17 protein-coding genes are annotated in these 22,646 nt (G+C 73.7%); 7 read left to right on the top strand and 10 right to left on the bottom strand.

Annotation, left to right across the window (positions count from 1 at the left end; all coding sequences use genetic code 11):
- Positions 1-41: 41 nt before the first annotated feature.
- Complete coding sequence (locus tag GA0070608_RS14480; RefSeq protein WP_091628157.1) at positions 42-1,352, bottom strand: M16 family metallopeptidase; 1,311 nt, start codon at positions 1,350-1,352, stop codon at positions 42-44.
- Between the two features lie 263 nt (positions 1,353-1,615).
- Between GA0070608_RS14480 and GA0070608_RS14475 the strand changes: the two genes are divergently transcribed.
- The 4 genes from GA0070608_RS14475 to GA0070608_RS14460 are packed head-to-tail and all read left to right on the top strand — an operon-like array spanning position 1,616 to position 4,781.
- Positions 1,616-2,680, top strand: coding sequence for an ABC transporter substrate-binding protein (locus tag GA0070608_RS14475; RefSeq protein ID WP_091628155.1), 1,065 nt, complete (start codon positions 1,616-1,618; stop codon positions 2,678-2,680).
- The gene (locus tag GA0070608_RS14470) at positions 2,677-3,456 is read left to right on the top strand and encodes an ABC transporter ATP-binding protein (protein WP_091628153.1); all 780 of its coding nucleotides are present in this window, start codon (positions 2,677-2,679) and stop codon (positions 3,454-3,456) included. The genes GA0070608_RS14475 and GA0070608_RS14470 overlap by 4 nt, the downstream gene beginning before the upstream one ends.
- The gene (locus GA0070608_RS14465) at positions 3,446-4,330 is read left to right on the top strand and encodes an ABC transporter permease (RefSeq protein ID WP_091628151.1); all 885 of its coding nucleotides are present in this window, start codon (positions 3,446-3,448) and stop codon (positions 4,328-4,330) included. The genes GA0070608_RS14470 and GA0070608_RS14465 overlap by 11 nt, the downstream gene beginning before the upstream one ends.
- 1 nt (position 4,331) lies before the next feature.
- Positions 4,332-4,781 carry an RrF2 family transcriptional regulator gene (locus tag GA0070608_RS14460; protein WP_091628149.1) on the top strand — a complete coding sequence of 150 codons (450 nt, stop codon included), beginning with the start codon at positions 4,332-4,334 and terminating at the stop codon, positions 4,779-4,781.
- An 18-nt stretch (positions 4,782-4,799) separates the two neighbouring features.
- On the opposite strand, the gene GA0070608_RS14455 is transcribed toward GA0070608_RS14460, so the two are convergent.
- The 7 genes from GA0070608_RS14455 to GA0070608_RS14425 all read right to left on the bottom strand — a co-directional run bounded on the left by GA0070608_RS14455 (position 4,800) and on the right by GA0070608_RS14425 (position 15,830).
- Positions 4,800-4,988 (bottom strand): hypothetical protein, encoded by a 189-nt coding sequence (locus GA0070608_RS14455; RefSeq protein WP_091628146.1) that lies wholly within the window; start codon positions 4,986-4,988, stop codon positions 4,800-4,802.
- Between the two features lie 176 nt (positions 4,989-5,164).
- Entirely contained in the window at positions 5,165-6,469 is a 1,305-nt protein-coding gene (locus tag GA0070608_RS14450) for a DEAD/DEAH box helicase (RefSeq protein ID WP_091628144.1), read from the bottom strand.
- Between the two features lie 223 nt (positions 6,470-6,692).
- Positions 6,693-6,896, bottom strand: a complete 204-nt coding sequence (cspE, locus tag GA0070608_RS14445) for a transcription antiterminator/RNA stability regulator CspE (protein WP_007464836.1) — start codon at positions 6,894-6,896, stop codon at positions 6,693-6,695.
- Positions 6,897-7,101: 205 nt separating this feature from the next.
- Positions 7,102-10,506, bottom strand: a complete 3,405-nt coding sequence (locus tag GA0070608_RS14440) for an ATP-dependent helicase (protein ID WP_091635086.1) — start codon at positions 10,504-10,506, stop codon at positions 7,102-7,104.
- Positions 10,503-14,135, bottom strand: a complete 3,633-nt coding sequence (locus tag GA0070608_RS14435) for an ATP-dependent helicase (RefSeq protein ID WP_091628141.1) — start codon at positions 14,133-14,135, stop codon at positions 10,503-10,505. The genes GA0070608_RS14440 and GA0070608_RS14435 overlap by 4 nt, the downstream gene beginning before the upstream one ends.
- Positions 14,136-14,422: 287 nt before the next feature.
- Positions 14,423-14,968, bottom strand: a complete 546-nt coding sequence (locus GA0070608_RS14430) for an LOG family protein (RefSeq protein ID WP_091628138.1) — start codon at positions 14,966-14,968, stop codon at positions 14,423-14,425.
- A 1-nt stretch (position 14,969) separates the two neighbouring features.
- On the bottom strand, positions 14,970-15,830 hold the full coding sequence (locus GA0070608_RS14425; RefSeq protein ID WP_091628136.1) for an LOG family protein: 861 nt from the start codon (positions 15,828-15,830) through the stop codon (positions 14,970-14,972).
- Between the two features lie 287 nt (positions 15,831-16,117).
- Here GA0070608_RS14425 and GA0070608_RS32625 point away from each other — a divergent pair, with 287 nt between their 5' ends.
- Positions 16,118-16,279: a hypothetical protein gene (locus GA0070608_RS32625; protein ID WP_176733720.1), complete on the top strand. Its 162-nt coding sequence runs from the start codon at positions 16,118-16,120 to the stop codon at positions 16,277-16,279.
- Between the two features lie 77 nt (positions 16,280-16,356).
- Here GA0070608_RS32625 and dapE read toward each other — a convergent pair whose 3' ends face one another.
- Positions 16,357-17,430 carry a succinyl-diaminopimelate desuccinylase gene (dapE, locus tag GA0070608_RS14420; protein ID WP_091635084.1) on the bottom strand — a complete coding sequence of 358 codons (1,074 nt, stop codon included), beginning with the start codon at positions 17,428-17,430 and terminating at the stop codon, positions 16,357-16,359.
- 127 nt (positions 17,431-17,557) lie between these two features.
- Between dapE and dapD the strand changes: the two genes are divergently transcribed.
- The gene (gene dapD, locus GA0070608_RS14415; protein ID WP_091628134.1) at positions 17,558-18,514 is read left to right on the top strand and encodes a 2,3,4,5-tetrahydropyridine-2,6-dicarboxylate N-succinyltransferase; all 957 of its coding nucleotides are present in this window, start codon (positions 17,558-17,560) and stop codon (positions 18,512-18,514) included.
- 51 nt (positions 18,515-18,565) lie between these two features.
- Here the strand turns inward: dapD and GA0070608_RS14410 are convergent, their stop codons facing one another.
- Entirely contained in the window at positions 18,566-21,949 is a 3,384-nt protein-coding gene (locus GA0070608_RS14410; protein WP_091628131.1) for a S8 family serine peptidase, read from the bottom strand.
- A 98-nt stretch (positions 21,950-22,047) separates the two neighbouring features.
- On the opposite strand from GA0070608_RS14410, the gene GA0070608_RS14405 reads away from it, so the two are divergent.
- Positions 22,048-22,605, top strand: a complete 558-nt coding sequence (locus GA0070608_RS14405) for a sugar O-acetyltransferase (RefSeq protein ID WP_091628129.1) — start codon at positions 22,048-22,050, stop codon at positions 22,603-22,605.
- The last annotated feature ends 41 nt before the right edge of the window (positions 22,606-22,646 follow it).

Raw genomic sequence — 22,646 nt, 5'->3', positions numbered from 1 at the left:
GCCTTCCTTCGTCCTCGCGCTCACTGGCCTTCCTTTCGCGCTCACCGGGCACCTCCTGCGATGACCTCGATGGACGCGCGGCGCTCGGGCCGCAGGGTGGCCGCGGCGGCGCGGACCTGCTCGTCGGTGACCTCTCCGATGAGCCGGGGCAGGTCGTTGAGCAGTCCCGGCTCGCCGCGCTGCTGCTCCAGCACGGCCATCTGCAACGCCCGGCCGAGCACCGCGTCGGTGTCGCGCAGCAGGTGGGTCGCCATCCGGGCCTGGGTCCGGGCCAACTCCCCCTCGGCCAGGCCGTCACCGGCCAGCCGGTCCAGTTCCTCGTCTATGGTGCGCAGCACCTTGTCCACGTCCCCGCCGGGTGGCAGGTGCGCCTGGAGCAGGAGCGCAGTCGGGTCCCGCACGTCGAACGGGTCGCCCATGAAGCCGACGTAGCCGCTGAGGCCGGTCACCGCCCGGTCCCGCTGGACCAGCCGCTCGACCAGCCGGGACGCGTCGCCGTCGGTGAGCACCTCGGCCAGCACGACGTACGGCAGGTAGCCGGCGAAGTCGGAGATCGGGTCGGGCACCCGCCAGGCGCCGGCCACCGCCGGCAGCGGGGCCAACTCGTCGGTGTACGAGGTGCGCCGTTCCTCGGTCAGGTCGGGTTCGGCGAAGTCGGGCCGCTTCGGCGCGGGCCGGGCCGGCACGTCACCGAAGTGCCGCTCGATCAGCCTGGCCGCCTCGGTGACGTCGATGTCGCCACCGACCGCCAGTACGGCGTTGCCGCTGGCGTAGAAGCGGCGGAAGAAGTCGGCGGCGTCTTCGACGGTGGCCGACTCCAGGTCGACGAAGGAGCCGTAGCCGTCGTGCGCGTTCGGGAAGGTGTCGAACATCACCGGCGGCAGGGTCAGCCAGGGGAAGCCGCCGTACGGGCGGTTGAGCACGTTGACCCGGATCTCCTCCTTGACCACGTCGACCTGGTTGCGCAGGTTCTCCTCGGTCAGCCGGGGGCCGCGCATCCGGTCGGCCTCCAGGAACAGCGCCCGCTCCAGGGCGTTGCTCGGCAGGGTCTCGAAGTAGTCGGTGTAGTCCAGGTGGGTGGAGCCGTTGAAGGTGCCGCCCGCCCCCTGCACGTGCCGGAAGTGGGCCAGCTTCTCCAGGTTTTCCGACCCCTGGAACATGAGGTGCTCGAAGAGGTGCGCGAAGCCGGTGCGTCCCTCGGGCTCGGAGCGGATGCCGACGTCGTAGACGACCGCCACCCCGATCACGGGGGCGCTGCGGTCGGGCGTCAGCACCACCCGCAGGCCGTTGTCGAGGGTGAACCGCTCGACCGGGTACTTCGTCGCTGGAATTCTCGATCTCCGCGCCGCCACGGGATCGACCCTAGCGCGTCGGCGCCCCCGCCACCGGGGACCTTTCGCCAGCCGGCCCGACCGGTGCCCGGGGCGGCCCGCCCACCTCCCCCGGCGACTGCGGGCGGCGCAGACGACGTAGGCCGCAAAGCCCATCCAACCAGTAGAGATTGCCGCCTTTTTTGGGATGCTCATCCCGAGATGTGGTTGGCCCTTGACGTCGGTTCACCGCCTGGCCCACTCTTCCTACCAACTAAGTAGGAATACTGCGGATTGGATGGACGATGAGACGGCTCCCCCTGCGTCGGTGGGTCTCCCTGGCCACCCTCGCCGTCGTCGGCGCGGCGACCCTGGGCACCGCCGCCGCCTGCGGCGACGACAGCGAGAGCGCGGGCGGCGGCTCCGGCCCGACGACCCTGCGGCTCGGCTACTTCCCCAACATCACCCACGCGCCGGCCGTCGTCGGCGTGGAGAAGGGCATCTTCGCCGAGAAGCTCGGCAGCGACGTCAAGCTGGAGACGAAGACCTTCAACGCCGGCCCCGCCGCGATCGAGGCGATCTTCTCCGGCGCGCTCGACGCCACGTACATCGGTCCGAACCCGACCGTGAACGCCTTCTCGAAGTCCAAGGGCGAGGCCGTCCGGGTCATCTCCGGCGCGGCCTCCGGCGGCGTCGCGCTCGTCGTGAAGCCCGAGATCACCTCGGTGGAGCAACTGCGGGGCAGGAAGATCGCCACCCCGCAGCTTGGCAACACCCAGGACGTGGCCATCCGCCACTGGCTCAAGGAGAAGGGCCTCACGACGACCAAGGAGGGCGGCGGCGACGTCAAGATCATCCCCCAGGAGAACGCCCAGACGGTGGAGACGTTCAACAGCGGGGCCATCGACGGCGCCTGGGTGCCCGAGCCGTTCGTGTCCCGGCTGGTCAACGCCGGTGGCAAGGTGCTCGTCGACGAGCGAGACCTCTGGCCGGACCGGAAGTTCGTGATCACCAACCTGATCGTCAGCACCAAGTTCCTCAAGGCCCACCCCGACGTGGTGAAGAAGCTGGTCGAGGGCCAGGTGGCCGCGAACGAGTTCGTCAACGGCAGGCCCGACGAGGCACACCAGGCCATCTCCGAGCACATCGGGAAGATCAGCGGCAAGCCACTGGACCTCAAGCTGATCAAGCAGGCCTGGCCGACGCTGGAGTTCACCAACGACCCGATCGCCTCGTCGCTCAAGACCGGGCTCGACCACGCCGTCGCGGTCGGGCTGACCCAGCCGGTCAGCCTCGACGGGCTCTACGACCTCACCCACCTCAACGAGGTACTCAAGGGTCAGGGCAGGACCGAGGTCGTCCAACCATGACGTCGACCACGACGACGCCACGCAGCGCGACCGGCTCGGTCGCGCTGCACGGCGTCACCAAGGTGTACGGGCGTGGGGCGAACGCCGTCCCCGCCCTGGACGGGGTCTCCCTCGACGTCGCGCCCGGCGAGTTCGTCTGCCTGGTCGGGGCCTCCGGCTGCGGCAAGAGCACCCTGCTCAACCTGGTCGCCGGCCTCGACCGGCCCAGCGGCGGTCGGATCGACCTCGAGGAGGGCGTCGAACCGGGACTGATGTTCCAGGAGCCGGCCCTCTTCCCCTGGCTGACCGTCGAGGGCAACGTGGAGGTGCCGTTGAAGCTGCGCGGACTGCCCCGGGCCGCGCGGCGGGACCGGGTCGCCGAACTGCTCGGCACGGTGCACCTGGCCGACTTCGGCCGCAAGCGTCCGCACGAACTCTCCGGCGGCATGCGCCAGCGGGTGGCGCTGGCCCGCACCCTCGCCCTGGACACGCCGGTGCTGCTGATGGACGAGCCGTTCGGCGCGCTCGACGCGATGACCCGGGACATCCTGCACGACGAGCTGGAACGGATCTGGACGCAGCGGCAGCTCACCGTGCTCTTCGTGACGCACAACGTCCGCGAGGCGGCCCGGCTCGCCGACCGGATCATCCTGCTCTCCAGCCGGCCCGGCCGGATCATCTGGTCCACCCCGGTCGACGTGCCCCGGCCGCGCCGCATCGACTCCCCCGAGGTCGCCGCGATCGCCGCCGAGGTCACCGACCGCCTGCGTACGGAGGTGGGCCGTCATGGCCGGTGACACCCTCGCCACTGTTACGCGTACCGACGCGGAGATCTCCGGGCTGGACGCGCTGGAACTGGCCGGCCGGGAGGAGAGCCGTACCCGGGCGAGCCGGCTCTGGGCCGCGACCTGGCCGAAGTTGGCCGCCCTCGCCCTCGCCCTCGGCGCCTGGCAGGTCGTGGTCTGGTCCGGCTGGAAGCCCGAGTACTCGTTGCCCGGCCCGGCGGCCGTGGGTCAGGAACTGATCCGGCAGGTCAGCGGCGTCCAGCTCTGGGACGGGCTGGCCACCACCCTGCGCCGGGCGGCCCTCGGCTACCTCTTCTCGGTCGCCGTCGGCCTGCTGCTCGGCCTCGCGGTGGCCCGGTCGCGGATCCTGCGGGCCGCGATCGGCTCGATGATCACCGCCCTCCAGACCATGCCGTCGATCGCGTGGTTCCCGCTGGCGATCCTGCTGTTCGAGCTGAGCGAGAAGGCGATCTTCTTCGTGGTGGTGCTCGGCGCCGCGCCGTCCATCGCCAACGGCGTGATCGCCGGCGTGGACTACCTGCCGCCGCTGCTGCTGCGTGCCGGCCGCAACCTCGGCGCCCGGGGGCTGAACCTGTACCGGTACGTCATCGCGCCCGCCGCGCTGCCGGCCATCGTGGCCGGCCTCAAGCAGGGCTGGGCGTTCTCCTGGCGCAGCCTGATGGCCGGCGAGCTGATCGTGGTCGGCATCTCGCAGACCTCGCTGGGCGCGCAGCTGACCTACTCGCGGGAACTCTCCGACTCCCCCTGGCTGATCTCCACCATGATCGTGATCCTGGTGCTGGGCCTGGTGGTCGATGCCGCGTTCGGGGCGGCGGACCGGGCGATCCGGCGTCGCTGGGGCGTGCTGGACCAGGCTGGTCAGTGACGTGTACGTCTCCGCGCGCAGCGACTACGCGCTCCGGGCCATGCTCGCCGTCGCCGCCGTGGCCCCGGCCGGCGGCGGCGGGCTGGTCAAGGCGGGGGCCCTGGCGGAGAGCCAGGGCATCCCGCTGAGCTTCCTCCAGGGCATCCTGGTGGACCTGCGCCGGGCCGGCCTGCTGGTGAGCCACCGGGGCACCGACGGCGGGTACGCCCTGGCCCGCCCCGCGGTGGAGATCAGCGTCGGCGACGTGCTCCGCGCGGTCGGCGGGTCCCTGACGACCGTCCGCGGCCTGCCCGCCGAGCGGGCCGGCTACGCGGGCGTGGCGACCGGCCTGCGGGACGTCTGGCTGGCCGTGCACGGCGCGATCGCCCTGGTGGTCGACCGCACCACCCTCGCCGACCTGCTGGTTGCGGGACACCGGCCGGCCGGCGCCGGGGAGACCCGCGCCCGCTGACCGCCGGGTGCGGCGTGCTCAGCCGGCGGTGGCGGCCGGCTGCTCCGTCGGGCTGCGAAGCTCGACCGGAGCGGCCGGCGCGGCCCCGTCCGGGGTGGCGTGCCACGGCGTGAAGACCGCGACCATGGCGAGCAACAGCCCGGCGAGCGCCACCGCGAGCACCAGCAACAGTTCCCGCGCCGCACCCGAGCCGGCGTCGCCCGCCATGACCACCCCTCCCACGCCGGACGGTCCCGCCCGGATATTCCCCCGCGCCCAGCTTCCACCACCCGCGGCGGCGGAAACAGTCGCCGATCGGACGTAACGTCTGCTGATTCCGGACTCAACAACCGAGCTCCCGGCACAGGTGCCGGGAGCTCGGTGGACGAAGCGGGGAAGGTCGGTCAGGAGGCGTGCGGGGCACGGGGGCGGCGGGAGCGGCGGGGCCGGCCCGAGGCGCGGTGCGGAGCCCGGCCACCCTCACCGGCGCGGCTGGCGGCAGCCTGCGGCGGGGGCGGCGCGATCGTCACCGGCACGCCGGACGGCTCCCGGGCACCGGTCACCCGGGCCAGGGCCGCGTCGCCCGAACGCACCTGGACGGACTCGGGACGGATGCCGGCGGTCGACATCAGCCGGGACACGTCCCGGCGCTGCTCCGGCAGGACCAGGGTGACCACCGCGCCGGACTCCCCCGCCCGGGCGGTACGTCCACCCCGGTGCAGGTAGTCCTTCGCCTCGGTGGGCGGGTCCACGTTGACCACCATGTCCAGCCCGTCCACGTGGATGCCCCGAGCCGCCACGTCGGTGGCGACCAACGCCGTCACCTGCCCGTTGCGGAACTGCTCCAGGATCCGGGTGCGCTGCGGCTGGGACTTGCCACCGTGCAGCGCGGCCGCGCGTACCCCCTTGGACAGCAGCTGGCGGGCCAGCCGGTCGGCGCGGTGCTTGGTGCCCATGAACAGGATGGTCCGGCCCTCGCGGGCGGCGATCCAGGTCAGCGCGGTCGGCTTGTCCAGCGCGTCGACGTGCAGCACGTGGTGGGTCATCGCGGTCACCGTGGCGGTGCCCGGGTCCACCGAGTGCGTTACGGGACTGCTCAGGAAACGGCGGACCAGCTTGTCCACGCCGCCGTCCAGGGTGGCCGAGAAGAGCATCCGCTGCCCGTTCGGGGCGACCTGCTCCAGCAACTTGGTGACCTGCGGCAGGAAGCCCATGTCGGCCATCTGGTCGGCCTCGTCGAGCACGGTGATGGCGACCTGGTCGAGCCGGGCGTCACCGCGGTTGATCAGGTCGTGCAGCCGCCCCGGGGTGGCCACGACCAGCTCGGCACCCGCCCGCAGGGCATCCGCCTGGCGTTGCAGTGAGAGGCCGCCGACGACGGTGGCGCAGCGCAGCCCGACGGCCCGGGCGTACGGGTCGAGCGCGGTGGTGACCTGCTGGGCCAGCTCACGGGTCGGCACCAGCACCAGGGCCAGCGGCCGGCCCGGACGGGCCCGCCGGCCGGCGGTGCGGGACAGCAACGGAAGCCCGAAGGCGAGCGTCTTGCCGGAGCCGGTGCGGCCCCGGCCGAGCACGTCCCGGCCGGCCAGCGAGTCCGGCAGGGTCGCCGACTGGATCGGGAACGGCTCGGTGATGCCCTGGGCGGCCAGCTCGGCGAGCAACGCCGGGGCCAGCCCGGTAAGGGCGAAAGAGGGTACGACAGTGGTCATGCGGAAGCCTTCCTCGACGGCGGCACGTGTCGAGGGAGGGCGCCGGAGGCGGCGCTGTCACCGGCGGACCAAGCCGCGGGTGACTCACAAGCACGAACCGAAAGGGGTACGGGAGCCCGGCCCGCCGCCGTCCCGCCGCCTGCATACGCAGGTCGACGGTGCGGCGGACCGGTCCCGTCACCGCGCCCGGAGGGTGCGGTGGGTGTTACTGAAGATCCGAAGATCAGAGCGGACGGATGTTCTCCGCCTGCGGGCCCTTCTGGCCCTGGGTCACCTCGAACTCGACCCGCTGGTTCTCGTCCAGGCTCCGGTAGCCGGAGGACTGGATGGCCGAGAAGTGGGCGAAGACGTCGGCGCCGCCGCCGTCCGGGGTGATGAAGCCGAAGCCCTTGTCAGCGTTGAACCACTTGACGGTGCCAATAGCCATTTTTGTTTCGTCTCCTTGACGGAACGTCGAACCCGCACTTGTTGCGGGCTCGAAGAGGAGCGCGCCACGCGGAACTGCCTGACTCGCTTGTCGCTTCTGGTCGCCCCGCCCGGAGAACTCCGGACACAACAAAGAGCGCCTGGGCCACAATCCTCCAGGCGCACACAGAGTCTCTGGGAACCATAACTGCAACGCGACCAACCTATCATGGATTCGCCGTAGGACCACCGTCTGCCGGAATTTCCGGCACGGAGACGATCAGCGCGGTCAGCCCGTCCGCGTCGAGCAGGTCCGCCGGGCGGACCGTGACCCCGTCCCGCACGTGGTGAAACGCCGCGCCAACCCGGTCCACCGGCACGCCGGCCAGCTCCGCCCAGGCCAGCCGATAGACCGCGAGCTGCACCGCGGCCACGTCGGCGGCGGCGCCGACGGGCTGCCGGCCGGTCTTCCAGTCGACCACGTCGAACCGCCCGCCCGGACGGGCGAAAACGGCGTCCATCCGCCCCCGGACCACCACCTGAGCGATCACTGTGGCGAAGGGCACCTCCACCTCGACCGGCACCCGGTCGGCCCACTCGCTGGCCAGGAAGCGCTCCTGAAGCTCGGCCAGCGCCTCGTCCGGCGCCGCGTCCGCGTCGGCCGCACCCGGCAGCTCGTCCAGGTCGAGCAGCCGGTCAGCACCGAACCGCTGCTCCAGCCAGGTGTGGAAGGCGGTGCCCCGGCGGGCGTACGGATTCGGCTCGGTGGGCACCGGGCGGCGCAGCGCGCGGGCCAGCGCCGCCGAGTCGCGGCGCAGCGCCACCAGCTGGGTCACCGACAGCTGGCCGGGCAGCGTCACCTCGACCGCGCCGGACTGCCGGGTCAGCTCGGCCCGCTCGGCGAGCAGCAGGTCGGCCTCCCGCCGCCACCGCGCCACGTCCGGGTCGCCGGTCGGCCGGTCCACGTCCTCTCCGGCAGTGCTGCTCTCACCGGTGGTGCCGTCACTGTCGGCGAGGAAGCGGCGGACCAGGGCTGCCGACTCGGCCAGCGCCGGCCGGCGGGCGCCCAGCGGGTCCGCCGGCCACTCGGCGCGCAGCACCACCTCGGTCGTCGGATTGACCGCGTCGCCCGGCGGCTCCGGCGTCCACTCGTCGACCAGGTGCCCCGCGCGGGCGTCCAGGCAGGCGTCGTGCACCTCCCGCAGCAGCACCGACGGGCCGCGCGGCCGTTTGGTGCTCTCCCCCCACCAGTAGCCGGAGCAGAGCAGCAGCCGCCGGGGCCGGGTCACCGCCACGTACGCCAGCCGGCGCTCCTCCCGCTCGTCGTGCGCCCGCCAGGCGTCGGTGAAGTCCTCCACCGCCCGGGCCACCCCCCGCTGCTCCTCGGCCTCGGCCAGGCCCAGCTCGGGCAGCCCGTCGGCGTCGCCGCGCAGTGGGAACGGCAGCACGCCCAGCCCGCCGAGCCAGTGGTCGGAGTTACGCACCGGCCCCGGCCAGACACCCCGGCTCAGCCCCGCCACCGCGACCACGTCCCACTCCAGGCCCTTCGCGGCGTGCGCGGTGAGGATCTGCACCGCCCCCTCGACCACCTCCACCTCGCCCGGGGTGAGGCCGCGCTCCTCGTCCTCGGCGGCGGCCAGGTAGGCCAGGAACCCCGACAGCGTCGCGCCCGGCGTCTCCCCGCTGAACCGGGCCGCGACGTCGCCGAGCGCGTCCAGGTGCCCCCGGGCCAGGCCGGCGTCCCCGGCCCCGTCCCGGCCGGCCCGCACCGCCACCTCCACGTCCAGGCCGGACGTCCGCTCGATGTCCGCGATCAGCTCCGGCAGGGACTGGTCCAACCGGTAACGCAGCAGGCCCAGCTCCTGGGCGTACGCCCGCAGCCGCGCGTAGCCCTCCGCCGAGTACGCCTGGGCCGGGCCCAGGTCGGCCAGCGCCTCGACCAGGGTCGCCTCGTCGAGCAGGTCCGGGCTGATCTCCGGGGTGCCGTCGTCGGCGAGTTTGCGCCGGGCCGCCGCGATGGCCTTCGCCCGACGGTGCAGGGCCACCAGGTCACGCGGCCCGATCCGCCAGCGTGCGCCGGTCAGCAGCCGCAGCAACGCGGCCCCGTCCGTCGGGTCGGCCAACACCCGCAGCGTGCACACCACGTCCCGCACCTCGGGGGTGTCCAGCAGGCCGCCCAGGCCGACCACCTCGACCGGCAGGCCCCGCTCGCGCAGCGCCGACTCGATCGCCGGGATCTGGCTGCGCAGTCGCACCAGCACGGCGGTCGTGGGCCGCAGCGGCACCGGAATGTGCTCGGGCAGCACGCCGGGCATCCCCGCCGCGCCCCGCCAGGCGTGCAGCACGCTGTCGGCGATCCAGTCGGCCTCGTCGGCGTACGTCCGGAGCAGGGCGCAGTGCACGGTGCCGCCAGCGGCGCCACGGGCGCTGCGGTGCGGCACCGGGTCCCTGACGCTCATGGCCGCGTGCAGCTCCGGCACCCGGGCGCCGGCGGCCCGCAGCGGGGTGGCCAGGGCGTTGGCGACGCCGAGGATCTCCGGCCGGTTACGCCAGCTCGTGGTGAGGCTGAGCACCTCGGCCGGCTCGCCGCCGGCACGGGCGAACTCCGTGGGGAAGCGGTCCAGGGTGCCGGCGCTCGCCCCACGCCAGCCGTAGATCGACTGGCACGGGTCGCCGACCGCCGTCACCGGGTGCCCCCCGCCGAAGAGCGCGTTGAGCAGCACCACCTGGGCGTGGCTGGTGTCCTGGTACTCGTCGAGCAACACCACCCGGTAGCGGTCCCGCTCGATCTCGCCGACCCCCGGATGGTCCCGGGCCACCCGGGCCGCCCGGGCGAGCTGGTCGGCGAAGTCCATCGCCTCGAAGTCCTCCTTGCGCCGGGCGTACGCGCGCACCAGCGGAAGCAGCTTCAGCCGGGTCTGCTGGAGTTGCAGCGCCCTACGGACGTCGGCGTAGACCCGGCCGGGACGCGCCTGCACCTCGGCGAAGAAGCGGCCCGTCCACGCGGCCAGCGCGTCCGGGGCCACCAGGTGCTCGTCCAGCTCCCCGGCGAGCGCCAGCACCGCGTCGGTGACCGTGCTCGGCATCCGGTCCACCTCGGACATGTCACCGTCGTAGTTACGCACCAGCAGGTCGACCAACTGCCAGCGGGACGCCTCGGTGAGCAGCCGGGTGGACGGCTCGTAGCCGGCCCGCAGGCCGTGCTCGGTGACGATCCGGCCGGCGTACGAGTGGTAGGTCGAAACGGTCGGCTCCCCGGCCAGCGGGTCGTCGAGCGGGTCGCGCCCCCGCCGCCCGAGCCGCCGCACCAACTGGTCGAGCCGGGTACGCACCCGGTGCGCCAGCTCCCCGGCGGCCTTGCGGGTGAAGGTCAGCCCGAGCACCTGCTCCGGCCGCACGTACGAGTTGGCGACCAGCCAGACCACCCGGGCGGCCATCGTCTCGGTCTTGCCCGAGCCGGCGCCCGCGACCACCAGCAACGGCTCCACCGGGGCGGCGATGATCGCCGCCTGTTCCCGGGTCGGCGCGGGCAGCCTCAGCAACTTCGCCAACTCCACCGGGGTGTACCGGGGGCCGGCGTCGGCGACCCGGGGCGCCGGGGTCGCGCTGCTGAACAGTGCGGGCTGCGTCAAGTCTGCTCCGGACGGCGGGTGGTCGGCGGCTCGACCACCTGGCGGCCCTGCCCGGACACCGGGCAGCTCGTACGCACCGGGCAGACCCGGCACTTCGAGTTGGCGACCGCGGCGAAGGTGGCGGCAGCCATCGTATCGGCGGTACGCCGCACCAGCGCGGTCGCCCAGCCGGCCTCCGGGCCCTCCCCGGCCGGCGGCTGGCTCTGTTCCCTGGCGTCCTTCGCGCCGGTGCCGAGCTGCACCAGGGCCGCCCCGCCGGACTCCTCGCCGAAGTCGGCGAAGCCACCCGCCTCCACCGCCGCCTGGTAGGCGCCGAGCTGCGGGTGCTCGGCGAGGTCGTTGGCCGTGACGGCGGTGGACTTCCCGGTCTTCAGGTCGATCACGACCAGCCGGCCGTCCTCGTCGACCTCCAGCCGGTCCACCCGGCCGACCAGCTCGACCGGCCGACGTGGGTCGTCGAGGCGTACCGCGAACTCGTGCTCGATGGCGAGCAGCCGGCGCGGGTTCACCGCCAGCCAGCGCAGCAGCTTGTCCACCATCGCCTCGGCGCGGCTGTGTTCCGGCCCGACCATCCAGCGGGCGGCCAGCTCGATCGCGTCGAACCGGGCGGCCACGTAGTCCAGCAACGCACCCCGGTCGGCGCTGGCGTCCTCGGCGAGCATCGCGGCGGCGTGCACCAGATTGCCGACCCCCTGGGCGGCGCTGGCCGGCGGGCTGCCGCCGTGCCGCTCCAGCAGCCAGCGCAGGCTGCACCGCAGCGCACTCTCCATCGCCGACGGGGTGACCCGGACCGGGTCACCCTCGTCGACCAGCGGACGGTCGTCGGAGAGCTGCCGCAGCCCCCACCAGTCGTCCGGGTGCGCGCCGGCCACCCCGGCGGCAGCGAGCCGGGCCAGCTCGGCCGCCGCCACCTGCCGCCGGGCGTAGGGCGCGGCCGGGTCGCTGACCGCGGTACGCAGCTCCGCCACCAGCGCAGGCAGGGTCAGCGCCCGGGGTGGCCGGCTCACCGGCAACGCGCCCGGACGGTCGGGTTCCTCCTCGGCTCCGGCGGGACCGCCGTCCCCCGACCGCTGCGACGAGTCCCGCCCCGGTCGTGCCGGACCGGGACCGCCCGAGGCCGGCACACCCGAGGCCGACGCTTCGGGATCCGGCCCGCTGTCCGGGGGCGGTGGGCCGCTGTCCGGGGGCGGTGGGTCCTCGTCCGGGGTGGGCGGGTCGGTCGGGCCCAGCTCGTAGAGGAAGCGGCTCGGCTGCTCCTCGTGGTCGTCGCCGCCCACCGCGGCGGAGGCGACCGCGCTGACCAGCAGCCGCCGCCGCGCCCGGGTGACCGCGACGTGGAACAGCCGGCGCTCCTCGTCGAGCAGCGCCGAGGTCTGCCCGACCAGGGCCGCCACCGCGCCGGCACCGGCCGCCCGGCCGGCGAGCACGTCGACCAGGCGCTCCGAACCGAGCAGGCTTCCGCGCAGCCGCAGGTCGGGCCAGACCCCCTCCTGCACCCCGGCGACCGCCACGAGATCCCACTCCAGCCCCTTCGCGGCGTGCGCGGTGAGCAGCCGCACCGTCTCCCCCCGGTCGGCGGTCAGGGCGAGGGTGTCGGCCGGCAGGTCCTGGCCGAGGACGTGGTCGAGGAAGACCTCCGTACGCGCACCGGGCAGCCGATCGGTGAACCGGGCCGCCGCGTCGAAGAGCACCATCACGGCGTCCAGGTCGCGGTCGGCCGCCTCGGCGCGGCGGCGCCGCGCGACGTCGCCCTCGCCGGCCACCGTCTGGCCACGGCCGGTCGCCGCAGACCACAGCTCGGCAAGCCCGCTGGCCCGCCAGACCGCCCAGAGCACGTCCTCCGCCGTGGCGCCGGGCCGGGCGGCGGTCTCCCGGGCGACAGCCAGCAGACCGGCCACCGTCTGTGCCGGCTCCGCCCAGTGCCGCTCGATCCCGGCCAGCTCGGCCGGGTCGCGCAGCGCCTCCACGATCAGCTCCCCGGAGGGCCGGCGGTCCCGGCCGGCCAGCGCCAGGGCACGCAGCCCCTGCCGCAGCCGCCGCTCGGCCAGCGGATCGGCACCGCCGAGCGGCGAGTGCAGCAGCGCGACGGCGGCCTCCTCATCGAGCCGCTCGGGCTCCAGGGCGCAGCGCAGCAGGAGCAACAGCGGCGCGACCGCCGGTTGCAGGTGCAGCGGCAGGTCCTCGCCGTGCACCACGGTGGGCACCCCGGCGGCGTGCAGGGCCCGTTGCAGCGAGGGCAGTTGCCGGCCGGTGGAGCGCACCAGCACGGCCATCTCCGACCAGGGCACCCCACCGAGCAGGTGCGCCTCGCGCAACGCGTGCGCCAGCCAGGCCGCCTCGCTGGTGGCCGAGCGGAAGGTGCGTACCTCGACCGAGCCGGGCGGCGCGTCGGGCAGCGGGTGCAGCCGACGGTGCGCCGACGGGCCGCGCAGTCGCCGCGCCAGCCGGCCGGACGCGGCGAGCAGCCGGGCATCGGCCCGATAGGAGGTGTTGAGCACCACCTGTGCCGCAGGTGCCCCCGAGGCGGTGCGGAAGCGGTGCGGGAACGTGGTCACCCCCGCCGGGTCCGCGCCGCGGAAGGCGTACGTGGAGGAATCCGGGTCGGCGAACGCGACCAGCGGCTTGCCGCCACCAGCCACCGTCGCGAGCAGGTCCTGCTGGGCCGGGTCGGTGTCGGCCAGTTCGTCGACGTAGACGTACGCCAGCCGCCGGCGCTCCGCCGCGAGCAGCTCGGGGTCGTCGAGCAGCATCCCGGTGGCGGCCCGGACCAGCTCGGCCGGGTCGTACGCGACGGAGCCACGGTTACTGACGTCGCGCAGGGCGAGCACGGCCACGTATTCCCGCAGGAAGCGTGCGGCGGCCGGCCAGTCGGCGCGGCCGAGCTTCTCGCCCAGCCGGGCCAGCTCGACGGGGCCGACGCCCCGCTCGGCGGCACGCATCAGCAGGTCCCGCAGCTGCGCCGCGAAGGCCCGGGTGCGCAGCGCGGGGCGCAGGTCCTCCGGCCACCCGACCGGGTCGTCATCGGGTTCCTCGCCGACCACGTCGAGCAGCTCGCGGATGATCAGATCCTGCTCCGGGCCGGTGAGCAGCCGGGGGGACGGCTCACCCCGCTCGGCCGCGGCCCGGCGCAGCAGGCCGAAGGCGTACGCCGGGAGGGTGCGCACCAGCGGCTCGCGCAGCACACGGTGCCCGCCCTCGGCGACCCGGGCCTCGATCCGCTGGCGCAGCGCGGTGGCGCCCCGGCGGCCGAAGGTGAGCACGAGGATCCGCTCCGGGTCGACGCCCTCGGTCACCCGCGCGGCGACGGCCTCGACCAGCGTGCCGGTCTTGCCCGTGCCGGGGCCGCCGAGCACCAGCATCGGCCCGTCGGTGTGCGCCACGATCTCCGCCTGGCGCGGATCGGTCAGCCACGCCGCCCCACGGCGCCCGCCCCCACCGGCCGGCCCAGCGGATTGCCACTCGCCCTCAGTGGCCCCACCGGCTTGCCACTCACCCTCGTCGCCGGCTGGCTGGCGGCCGACGGGCGCGGTCGGCCCCCTGGACCGACCGTCCTCCCGGGCCGACCCGCCGGGCCGCTGGTCCCCCCGGGCCGCCTCGGCAGGCCGGCGCACCAACCGGTACGCCTGCATCCGTCCATCCCACCATGCCGGTACGACACCCCCACCCCGCCACCCCGTCCCCACCCACCCCTCGCCCTCCCGCCCCCGCCCCGTGCCCCGGCCCCCGTGCCCCCGCGCTCCGGCCCGTGCCCCGCGCCCCCGCGATCTTGCACTTACGGCCCGGGCAAAGCACGTAAACCAGGCATATCAAGGGCCATAAGTGCAAGATCGCGGAGGCGGGGGCGCAAGATCGCGTGGGGGCGTGGGGGCGTGGGGCGGGGGGCGGGGGGCGGAGGCGAGGGAAGGGAGGGAGGGGGTCAGGTTAGGTGGAGGTCCAGGGTGTCCAGGGCGGCGGGGACCGTGTCGGTCACGGTGAGCAGGCCCAGACCGGCGGGCTTGAGGAAGGTCTGGTCGGCCAGCGATCCCAGCCAGTCGAGCACCGGGCGGTAGAAGCCGTCGGTATCGACCAGCACCATCGGCTTGGCGTGCAGGGCCAGGGTGGCGGTCGTCCAGACCTCGAACAGCTCGTCGAGGGTGCCGAGCCCTCCGGGCAGGGTGAGGAACGCGTCCGACTTGTCGATCATGACGGTCTTGCGGCTGGCCATCGAGTCGGTGATGAGCAGTTCGTCCGACGCCAGGTCGGCGACCTCCAGGTCGACCAGCGACTGGGGGATCACCCCGACCGTCCGGCCGCCGGCTGCCCGCGCCCCGTCCGCCAACGCGCCCATCATGCCGACGCTCCCGCCGCCGCTGACGAGCGTGTGCCCGCGCCGGGCGATCTCCGCGCCCGTCTCGGCCGCGAGGTCCAGCCAACGCTGGTCGAGCGTACGGGAGGAGGCGCAGAAGACGCAGATCGCCGCCATGTCAGTGGTCCCGGCTCTCGTCGCCCGCTTCGGCAGCGGCACGCTGATCGGCGGCGGTGACGGCGACGGCCTCCTCACGGACCGCTTCCTGCTCGACGTTGAGGGCGGCCTCGGCCTCCACGATGTGCCGGACCGCCGCGTCGACGTCGTCGGTCACGCAGATCAGTTCCAGGTCGACCGGCCCGATCTTGCCGTCGGCGGCCATGGTGTCGCGCAGCCAGTCGAGCAGGCCGCTCCAGTAGTCCGCGCCCATCATCACCACGGGGAACCGGGTGACCTTGCCGGTCTGCACGAGGGTCAGCGCCTCGAAGAGCTCGTCCAGGGTGCCGAACCCGCCGGGCAGCACGACGAACGCCTGGGCGTACTTGACGAACATGGTCTTGCGGGCGAAGAAGTAGCGGAAGTCGATGGCCAGGTCGACCCAGTCGTTGAGGCCCTGTTCGAAGGGAAGCTCGATGCCGAGGCCGACCGACAGCCCGCCAGCCTCGCTGGCGCCCCGGTTGGCCGCCTCCATCACACCCGGCCCGCCGCCGGTGATCACCGCATAGCCGGCTCGGGCCAGAGCCGCGCCCAGCGCCTCGGCCAGCTGGCACTCCGGGCTCTCCGGCCGGCTGCGGGCAGAACCGAACACGCTGACCGCCGGGGGCAGGTCGGCCAGAGTGTCGAAACCCTCGACGAACTCGGAGAGGATGCGCAGCGCCCGCCAGGCGTCCTTGGTCTTCCAGTCGCCGCGCCCGCGCGAATCGAGCAGGCGCTGATCGGCGGTGCTGCTCGTGATCGCCTGCCGACGCAGCGTCACAGCCCCCCGGTGCCGCTCCTGTCCCGGCTCTCGGCCGGCCTCCCGCCCCTTGCTCTGACCCATGGGAGCAACCGTAGTGGAGCGGCACCCGCCGGGTGCGAGCACCGCGAGCCGGGACTGCCCCGGACCGCCGGACGGGAACGCCCGGGCCCGGCGAGGGGACGAGCCGCCCGGGCCGGGCGAGGGCCGGGCGAGGGCCGGGCGCATGTGGGCCTGGCGACAGGCGAGGCGCAGGCCGGAGGGCCCGGAAAGATTTTTCCGGATCTTGGGCAACTAATTCGGTCGCACGGACGTCTTACTATTCACATACCGGGTATGCCCCGGCACGCGCCTTCGGGGGAGGAGCCAGCGTGATCAGCAACAGCGAGATGATCCGGATCCGGCGGCAGATGCAGCGCCGCATCCGCGACGTGGTGGCCGAGCGCCGTCGCGCCCGCCTGATGGAACCATCCACCGACCAGGGCGGCCAGCCCGACGCACGGCCCACCGCCGACGCGTCCGCCACCGTCTGACCGCACCGACAGCACCGTGAACGGGAGGTCCGCGTCAGCTGACGCGGACCTCCCGTTCAGGCAAGGGACGCCCCCCGTCAGGCGGAGGCCAGCCAGCGGTGCAGGGTGGCGGCGCCGTCCCGGATCTTGCTGATCTCGACGTGCTCGTCGGGGTGGTGGGCCAGGTTGGGGTCGCCGGGGCCGAAGTTCAGCGCCGGGACGCCCATCGCGGCGAACCGGGCCACGTCCGTCCAGCCCAGCTTGCCGATCGGCGCGGCGCCCACCGCCGCGAGGAACTCCCGGGCCGGGGCCGCCTCCAGCCCGGGCGCGGCGCCGGCGGCCGAATCAGTGATCCGCACCTCGAAACCGGCGAAGACCTCGCGCAGGTGCGCCTCGGCCTCGGCCGGGGTCCGGTCCGGCGCGAACCGGTGGTTGACCTCGACCTCGCACCGGTCGGGCACCACGTTGCCGGCCACACCGCCGTGGATGCGGACGGCGTTCATGCCCTCCCGGTAGTCGCAGCCGTCGATGGTGACCCGCCGCGCCTCGTAGCTGGCCAACCGGTCGAGCACCTCGCCGGCCGCGTGGATCGCGTTCACCCCGTGCCAGGAGCGGGCCGAGTGGGCCCGTACGCCGGTGGTGGTGACCACCGCCCGCATGGTGCCCTGGCAGCCGGCCTCGACGATGCCGTGCGTCGGCTCCAGCAGCAGCGCGAAGTCCGCCTCCAGCCACTCCGGGTGCGCCTCGGCGACCAGGAAGAGACCGTTGTACTTCGAATCGATCTCCTCCGCCTCGTAGAAGAAGTACGTCACGTCGTAGCGCGGGTCCGGCAGGGTCACCGCCAGGTGCAACGCGTACGCCACGCCGGACTTCATGTCCGAGGTGCCGCAGCCGTACATCAGGTCGCCGCGCGTGGTCGACGGAAAGTTGTTGTTCAGCGGCACCGTGTCCAGGTGCCCGGCGAGCACCACCCGCTGGTCGCGACCCAGGTCGGTCCGCGCCATCACCGTGTTGCCGTGCCGGTAGGTGGTCAGGTGCGGTACGCCCCGCAGCACCTGCTCCACGCAGTCGGCGATCGCCTTCTCGTCGAGGGACACGGACTCAATGTCGACCAGCGCACGGGTCAACGCCACCGGATCGGCCAGGACCTCGGGGGTCAGCGGGTTCTCCATGGTTCGCACGGTACCGTCAGAGCTGGCGAGCGCGAGGAGCGAGTTCACCGTGGCCGCCCGTGCACGACGCGGTCGTGTGGGGGCGCGAAGGGCTCGCCGGCCCGCAGCACGAACGAGAGGTGAATCAGTGACGTCCGAATCCGCCTGGGGCATCGGCCTGGCCACCGTGACCGCTGACGACCAGGTGCTCGACACCTGGTATCCGACCGGCAAGCTGGGCCTCGGCGAACTGCCGCTGGTCGTCGGCGAGGACGAGGCGGACGTGCTGGACCTGCCGCCGGGGGCGGTCGGCGACCGGGCGCTGCCCGGAATCCGTACCGTCCAGGTGGTCACCGTGATCGGCTCGCTGGACGACCCGATCAAGGACGCCGCCGACGCGTACCTGCGGCTGCACCTGCTGTCCCACCGCCTGGTGCGGCCCAACGAGCTCAACCTCGACGGCATCTTCGGCAAGCTGGCCAACGTGGCCTGGACCTCCGCCGGGCCGTGCCCCCCGGAGCGGGTGGACGAGCTGCGGGTCATCGAGCGGGCCGCCGGCCGCCACCTGACCGTCTACGGGGTGGACAAGTTCCCCCGGATGACCGACTACGTGGTGCCCTCCGGCGTGCGGATCGCCGACGCCGACCGGGTCCGGCTCGGCGCGCACCTGGCGGCCGGCACCACTGTGATGCACGAGGGATTCTGCAACTTCAACGCCGGCACGCTGGGCACCTCGATGGTCGAGGGCCGGATCGTGCAGGGCGTGGTGGTCGGCGACGGCTCCGACATCGGCGGCGGCGCCTCGATCATGGGCACCCTCTCCGGCGGCGGCACCGACAAGGTCCGCATCGGCGAGCGCAGCCTGATCGGGGCGAACGCCGGCGTGGGCATCTCACTCGGCGACGACTGCATGGTGGAGGCCGGCTGCTACATCACCGCCGCCTCCAAGATCACCCTGCCGGACGGCCGGGTGGTCAAGGCCCGCGAACTCTCCGGGGTGGACAACCTGCTGTTCTGGCGCAACTCGGTCACCGGGGCGCTGGAGGCGAAGCAGCGCGCCGGCCGGGGCATCGAGCTGAACGCCGCGCTGCACGCCAACGACTGACGGCCACCCCGCCGGGCCCGCGATCGGTCGCGGACCCGGCGGGGGTACGCCTCAGCGCAGGCGGTACGCCTGGATGACGCGCTGGGTGACCGTGTTGCCGGCGGTGTCCCGGGCGGTGGCCCGCAGCGAGACGTGTCCGGTGCCGGCCGGGTGCTGCACGGTGGCCGCCCAGCCCTGACCGCCGGGCCGGACCCTGGCCTGCTGCCAGGTCTTTCCACCGTCGTAGGAGACGTCGACGGTCAACGCGGCGACCCGGGCCGAGGGCGCGCCCGGCTGCCGCTGCACCGTCACCGGAATCACGAAGCTCCGGCCCGCCGGGGCGGCGTTGTCCCGGTCCAGTCGGGGCGCGAACCGGATCGCCGACGCCGGCAGCGCGGCCGGTTCGTCCCCGGCGACGTGCCCGGACCGGAACGTCCAGGTGGCCGACACCTCGGTCGAGAGGTCGGTGAAGCTCCGCTTCGATGACGTCTCCAGCCGGTAGTCGGCCGCGCCCGGCGGCACGTCGAACTCGCCGTACCCCGGTGCGGGTTCCTCCCCGACCAGCACCCCGTTGCGGTAGAGAACGGTGCGGGCGGTATCGGCGACCGAGCCGCCCGCGTGCCCTTCGGCGTCACTGTGCAGCGGCAGGTTCACCTCGACGCGGTCGCCCTGCCGGGTGATCCCCGCCGCCGGGAACGACGGCCCGTACGGCGCGCTGTTCCAGCTCTCCCGGTAGTGCCGCCCGGCCCGCAGGCTCCGCTCCTCGGAGAACAGGATCGCCTTGAGGTCGAGCCAGCCGTCGTCGGTGGGCACCCCGAAGTCCAGCTCCGAGGACCAGCGCACGCCCCGGGTGTTGTAGTGCTCGACCCGCTGCCCCGGCGTCGCGGTGGGCAGGCCGACCGCCCAGCCGCCGATGTCGGGGTCCCGGTGCGGGAAGACCAGGCGCTGGGTGACCAGCCCCGGGCTGCCGCCGTTGAACCGGTGGTTGACGGTGGCCAGATCCCTCGCCGGGTAGTGCCGGACGAAGCCGGTCGGCATCCGCCCGGGCACCGCCTCGCTGAGGGCGTAGAGGTAGGGGCTGCTCGCCACCTCCAGGTCGGCCCACTGGCTGCTGACCGTGGCGAAGAACCGCTCCCCGGAGACCGCCCGGCCGAGCCCGCCGGTGTAGAGGCCGGTGAAGTCGAAGGCCAGCAGGCCGAAGCCGTAGCTGCTTTCGCCGGCGAGGAAGTTCGCCTCGGTGACGACGAGCGCCGGGGTGGCCGAGCGCTGCGGGACGGTCATCCGGACCGGCTTGCCCCTCCGGGCGTCGAGGGTGATCCGCGTGTCCCCGGCAACCACCAGCTCCGGCTGGACGAGCTGGGTGGTGCCGACGAACTCGTCGCCGTCCAGCTCGTCCACATAGCTGACCAGCCCGTACCGGCCCTTGGGGACCCGCAGCTCGGCGGTGCCGTCCGGGTCGTACAGGTCGTACGGGTCGAGCCCGTCCAGCGAGACCAGCGTGGTGCGGTGCTGGCCGGTGACCGCGCCGGAGCGGTTCAGGTGCCGGGCGGTCACCGTGTAGCTCTCCACCTCCCGGTGCACGGCCAGCGGGGTGATCGCCACCGCCGTGTTGTCGGAGCGGGCCACGAGCCGGCCGGTGTAGTGGCCGTCCGGGCTGTCGACGCGGGTGTCGGCGGTGACGGTGGTACTCGCCGTGCCGCCGCCCGGCACAGTGATCCGGGTCGCACCGAGGGTGAACATGCCGGCCGGGGCCGGCCTGCCGCCCGGGCCGGTCGTCTCGACGGCCAGGTCCAGGTTGATGGCGGTCGAGCCGTCGTTGCGCCAGGTCACCGTGCGGGTGATCGGGACGTCGTCGCCGTGCGGCCAGAGCGCCCGCCCGAACGACACGCTCGGCGGGTCGCTGGTCACCGTCTGCCAGACCGCCTTGGCGAGGTCGACCCGCCCGGCCCCCTGCTCGTACGCGGTCAGCTCGGCGTGCGGCTTCGCCGAGGACATCAGGAGGGCCTTGAGCCGGTCGGCCTTCCAGCCGGTGTGCTTCTGGGCGAGCAGCGCCGCCGCGCCGCTGACGTGTGGAGCGGCCATCGAGGTGCCCGACATCGCCACGTACCCGTCCCCGGCCGGCTCGCCGATCACCCCGTCGCGGCTACGCGCCGCCACGATCCCCACCCCGGGGGCGGTGATGTCGGGCTTGAGCGCGTCGTCGCCGGTTCGGGGACCACGGCTGGAGAAGCCGGCGAGGGTGTCGTCCCGGTCGACGGCGCCCACCGAGAGGGCGGCGTCGGCGGTGCTGGGGGAACTGACCGGGGCGAATCGGCCGGAGTTGCCGGCGCTGATCACGAAGAGGGCGCCGGTCTGCGCGGTGAGCGTGTTGACGGCCTCCTCCAGCGGGTCGACCTCGGGGGTATCGAAGCCGCCGAGACTCAGGTTGATCACGTTGGCCCGCTGCTCGACCGCGGCCCACTGCATGCCGGCGAGGATCGCCGACTCCGAGCAGCCGTACGTCTCGCAGACCTTGCCGTCGAGCAGCGTCGCGTCCGGGGCCACACCGCTGTGCCGCCCGCCGGACGCGGCACCACTGCCGGCGATGGTCGAGGCGACGTGGGTGCCGTGTCCGACCACGTCGCCCGGCGCCGACTCCTCGGTGAAGTTGCGCACCTGCGCCACCCGGCCGGCCAGGTCCGGATGGGTGGCGTCGACCCCGGTGTCCAGCACGGCGACCCGCACGCCCCGGCCGGTGAAGCCGGCCCGGTACGCCTCCGGCGCGCCGATCTGCGGCACGCTGCGGTCGAGCGTGAGCTGCCGCCGGCCGTCGAGCCAGATCCGGTCGGCGCCCCCTGCCGCGCCGACCTTCGTGCCGGCGGCGGTGACCGCCGCCCAGACCTCCGCGGCCCGCCGCTTGCTGGCCGTGGCGGCGAACCCGCCGACGGCGGACAGCTCGCGGGTGACCGTGACCCCACCGGGCACCGCCGAACGCCGGGCCGCGCCGTTGCTGCCGGTGATCAGCAGGGGCAGGTTGTCGCGCCGGGCGTCGTCGTAGCCGGCAGCGACCAGTTCGGTGACGTCGAACAGCCGCCGGTCGACCCGACCGTCCCGGATCGGCGCCACGGCGTCCTCGGGCACGACCGAGAGGTGGCCCCGATCGCGTCGGGTCTGGAAGCGGACGTCCTCACGCCCGGGTGCGGGTCGCACGCTGGCCTGGGAACCGCTGACGGTTACCCGGTCGCCGGTGAGCAGGGTGACGGTGGCCGGGCCGCTGTTGCCCGCCCCCGTCCGGAGCGGTGCGGCCGGGCGGGCTGCCGGGTCGGGACGGCCGGCCGGGTCGGCGGGTGCCTGGGCCACGGCCATGCCGGGGGTGCCGAGCACCATGCCGAGCACGAGACCGAGACCGACCAGTTTTCTTCTTCTCTGCAACGGATCCTCCTCGTCGGGCGTTACTACCTGTAGAGAGAGACGCATTGACAGTCATCAGAGTTGCATACCGAGTATGCAAAATAAAGACACGAAGATGACGGACCAGCCAACGGACGGGCCCGATCCTCGGGGATGATCGGTCGGTGACCTCCATGAAGGAACGCATGCTGGCGGGCGAGGCCTACATCGCCGACGATCCGGAGATCGCCGCCGACGTGGACCGGGCGACCCGGCTGATGGAACGCTTCAACACCAGCCCGGCCGCCGACCCCGAGGCCCGACTCGCGGCCCTACGCGAACTGCTCGGCGAGGTGGGCGAGGGTGCCCACGTCCGGCCACCGCTCTACATCGACTACGGCTGGCAGGTGCGGATCGGCCCCCGCAGCTTCGTCAACTTCAACGCGGTCTTCCTCGACGTCGCCCCGATCACCATCGGCGCCGACGTCCAGATCGGACCGAACGTGCAACTGCTCACCCCCACCCACCCCGTCGAGCCCGGACCGCGCCGCGACAAGTGGGAGGCGGCCCAGCCGATCACCATCGGCGACAACGTCTGGCTCGGCGGCGGGGCGATCGTGCTCGCCGGCGTCACCATCGGGGAGAACACCGTCGTCGGCGCGGGCGCCGTGGTGACGAAGGACCTGCCGGCGAACGTCGTCGCCGTGGGCAACCCGGCCCGCGTCGTACGCCAGCTCGACTGACCACCATCAAGCCCGCCACCTGCACAAACACCCTCCCGACA

It is taken from the genome of Micromonospora peucetia (genome assembly GCF_900091625.1).
GTDB lineage: Bacteria > Actinomycetota > Actinomycetes > Mycobacteriales > Micromonosporaceae > Micromonospora > Micromonospora peucetia.
Note: the sequence above shows the minus strand (reverse complement) of the source record. Positions and strands in the feature narration are given on the sequence as shown.

Coding starts and splice junctions, on each gene's coding strand:
- GA0070608_RS14425 (WP_091628136.1), bottom strand. CDS start 15,830: ATGGGTCAGAGCAAGGGGCGGGAGGCCGGCCGAGAGCCGGGACAGGAG.
- dapE (WP_091635084.1), bottom strand. CDS start 17,430: ATGGAGAACCCGCTGACCCCCGAGGTCCTGGCCGATCCGGTGGCGTTG.
- GA0070608_RS14475 (WP_091628155.1), top strand. CDS start 1,616: ATGAGACGGCTCCCCCTGCGTCGGTGGGTCTCCCTGGCCACCCTCGCC.
- GA0070608_RS14430 (WP_091628138.1), bottom strand. CDS start 14,968: ATGGCGGCGATCTGCGTCTTCTGCGCCTCCTCCCGTACGCTCGACCAG.
- GA0070608_RS14470 (WP_091628153.1), top strand. CDS start 2,677: ATGACGTCGACCACGACGACGCCACGCAGCGCGACCGGCTCGGTCGCG.
- GA0070608_RS14410 (WP_091628131.1), bottom strand. CDS start 21,949: ATGCGTCTCTCTCTACAGGTAGTAACGCCCGACGAGGAGGATCCGTTG.
- GA0070608_RS14435 (WP_091628141.1), bottom strand. CDS start 14,135: ATGCAGGCGTACCGGTTGGTGCGCCGGCCTGCCGAGGCGGCCCGGGGG.
- GA0070608_RS14465 (WP_091628151.1), top strand. CDS start 3,446: ATGGCCGGTGACACCCTCGCCACTGTTACGCGTACCGACGCGGAGATC.
- GA0070608_RS14455 (WP_091628146.1), bottom strand. CDS start 4,988: ATGGCGGGCGACGCCGGCTCGGGTGCGGCGCGGGAACTGTTGCTGGTG.
- cspE (WP_007464836.1), bottom strand. CDS start 6,896: ATGGCTATTGGCACCGTCAAGTGGTTCAACGCTGACAAGGGCTTCGGC.
- GA0070608_RS14450 (WP_091628144.1), bottom strand. CDS start 6,469: ATGACCACTGTCGTACCCTCTTTCGCCCTTACCGGGCTGGCCCCGGCG.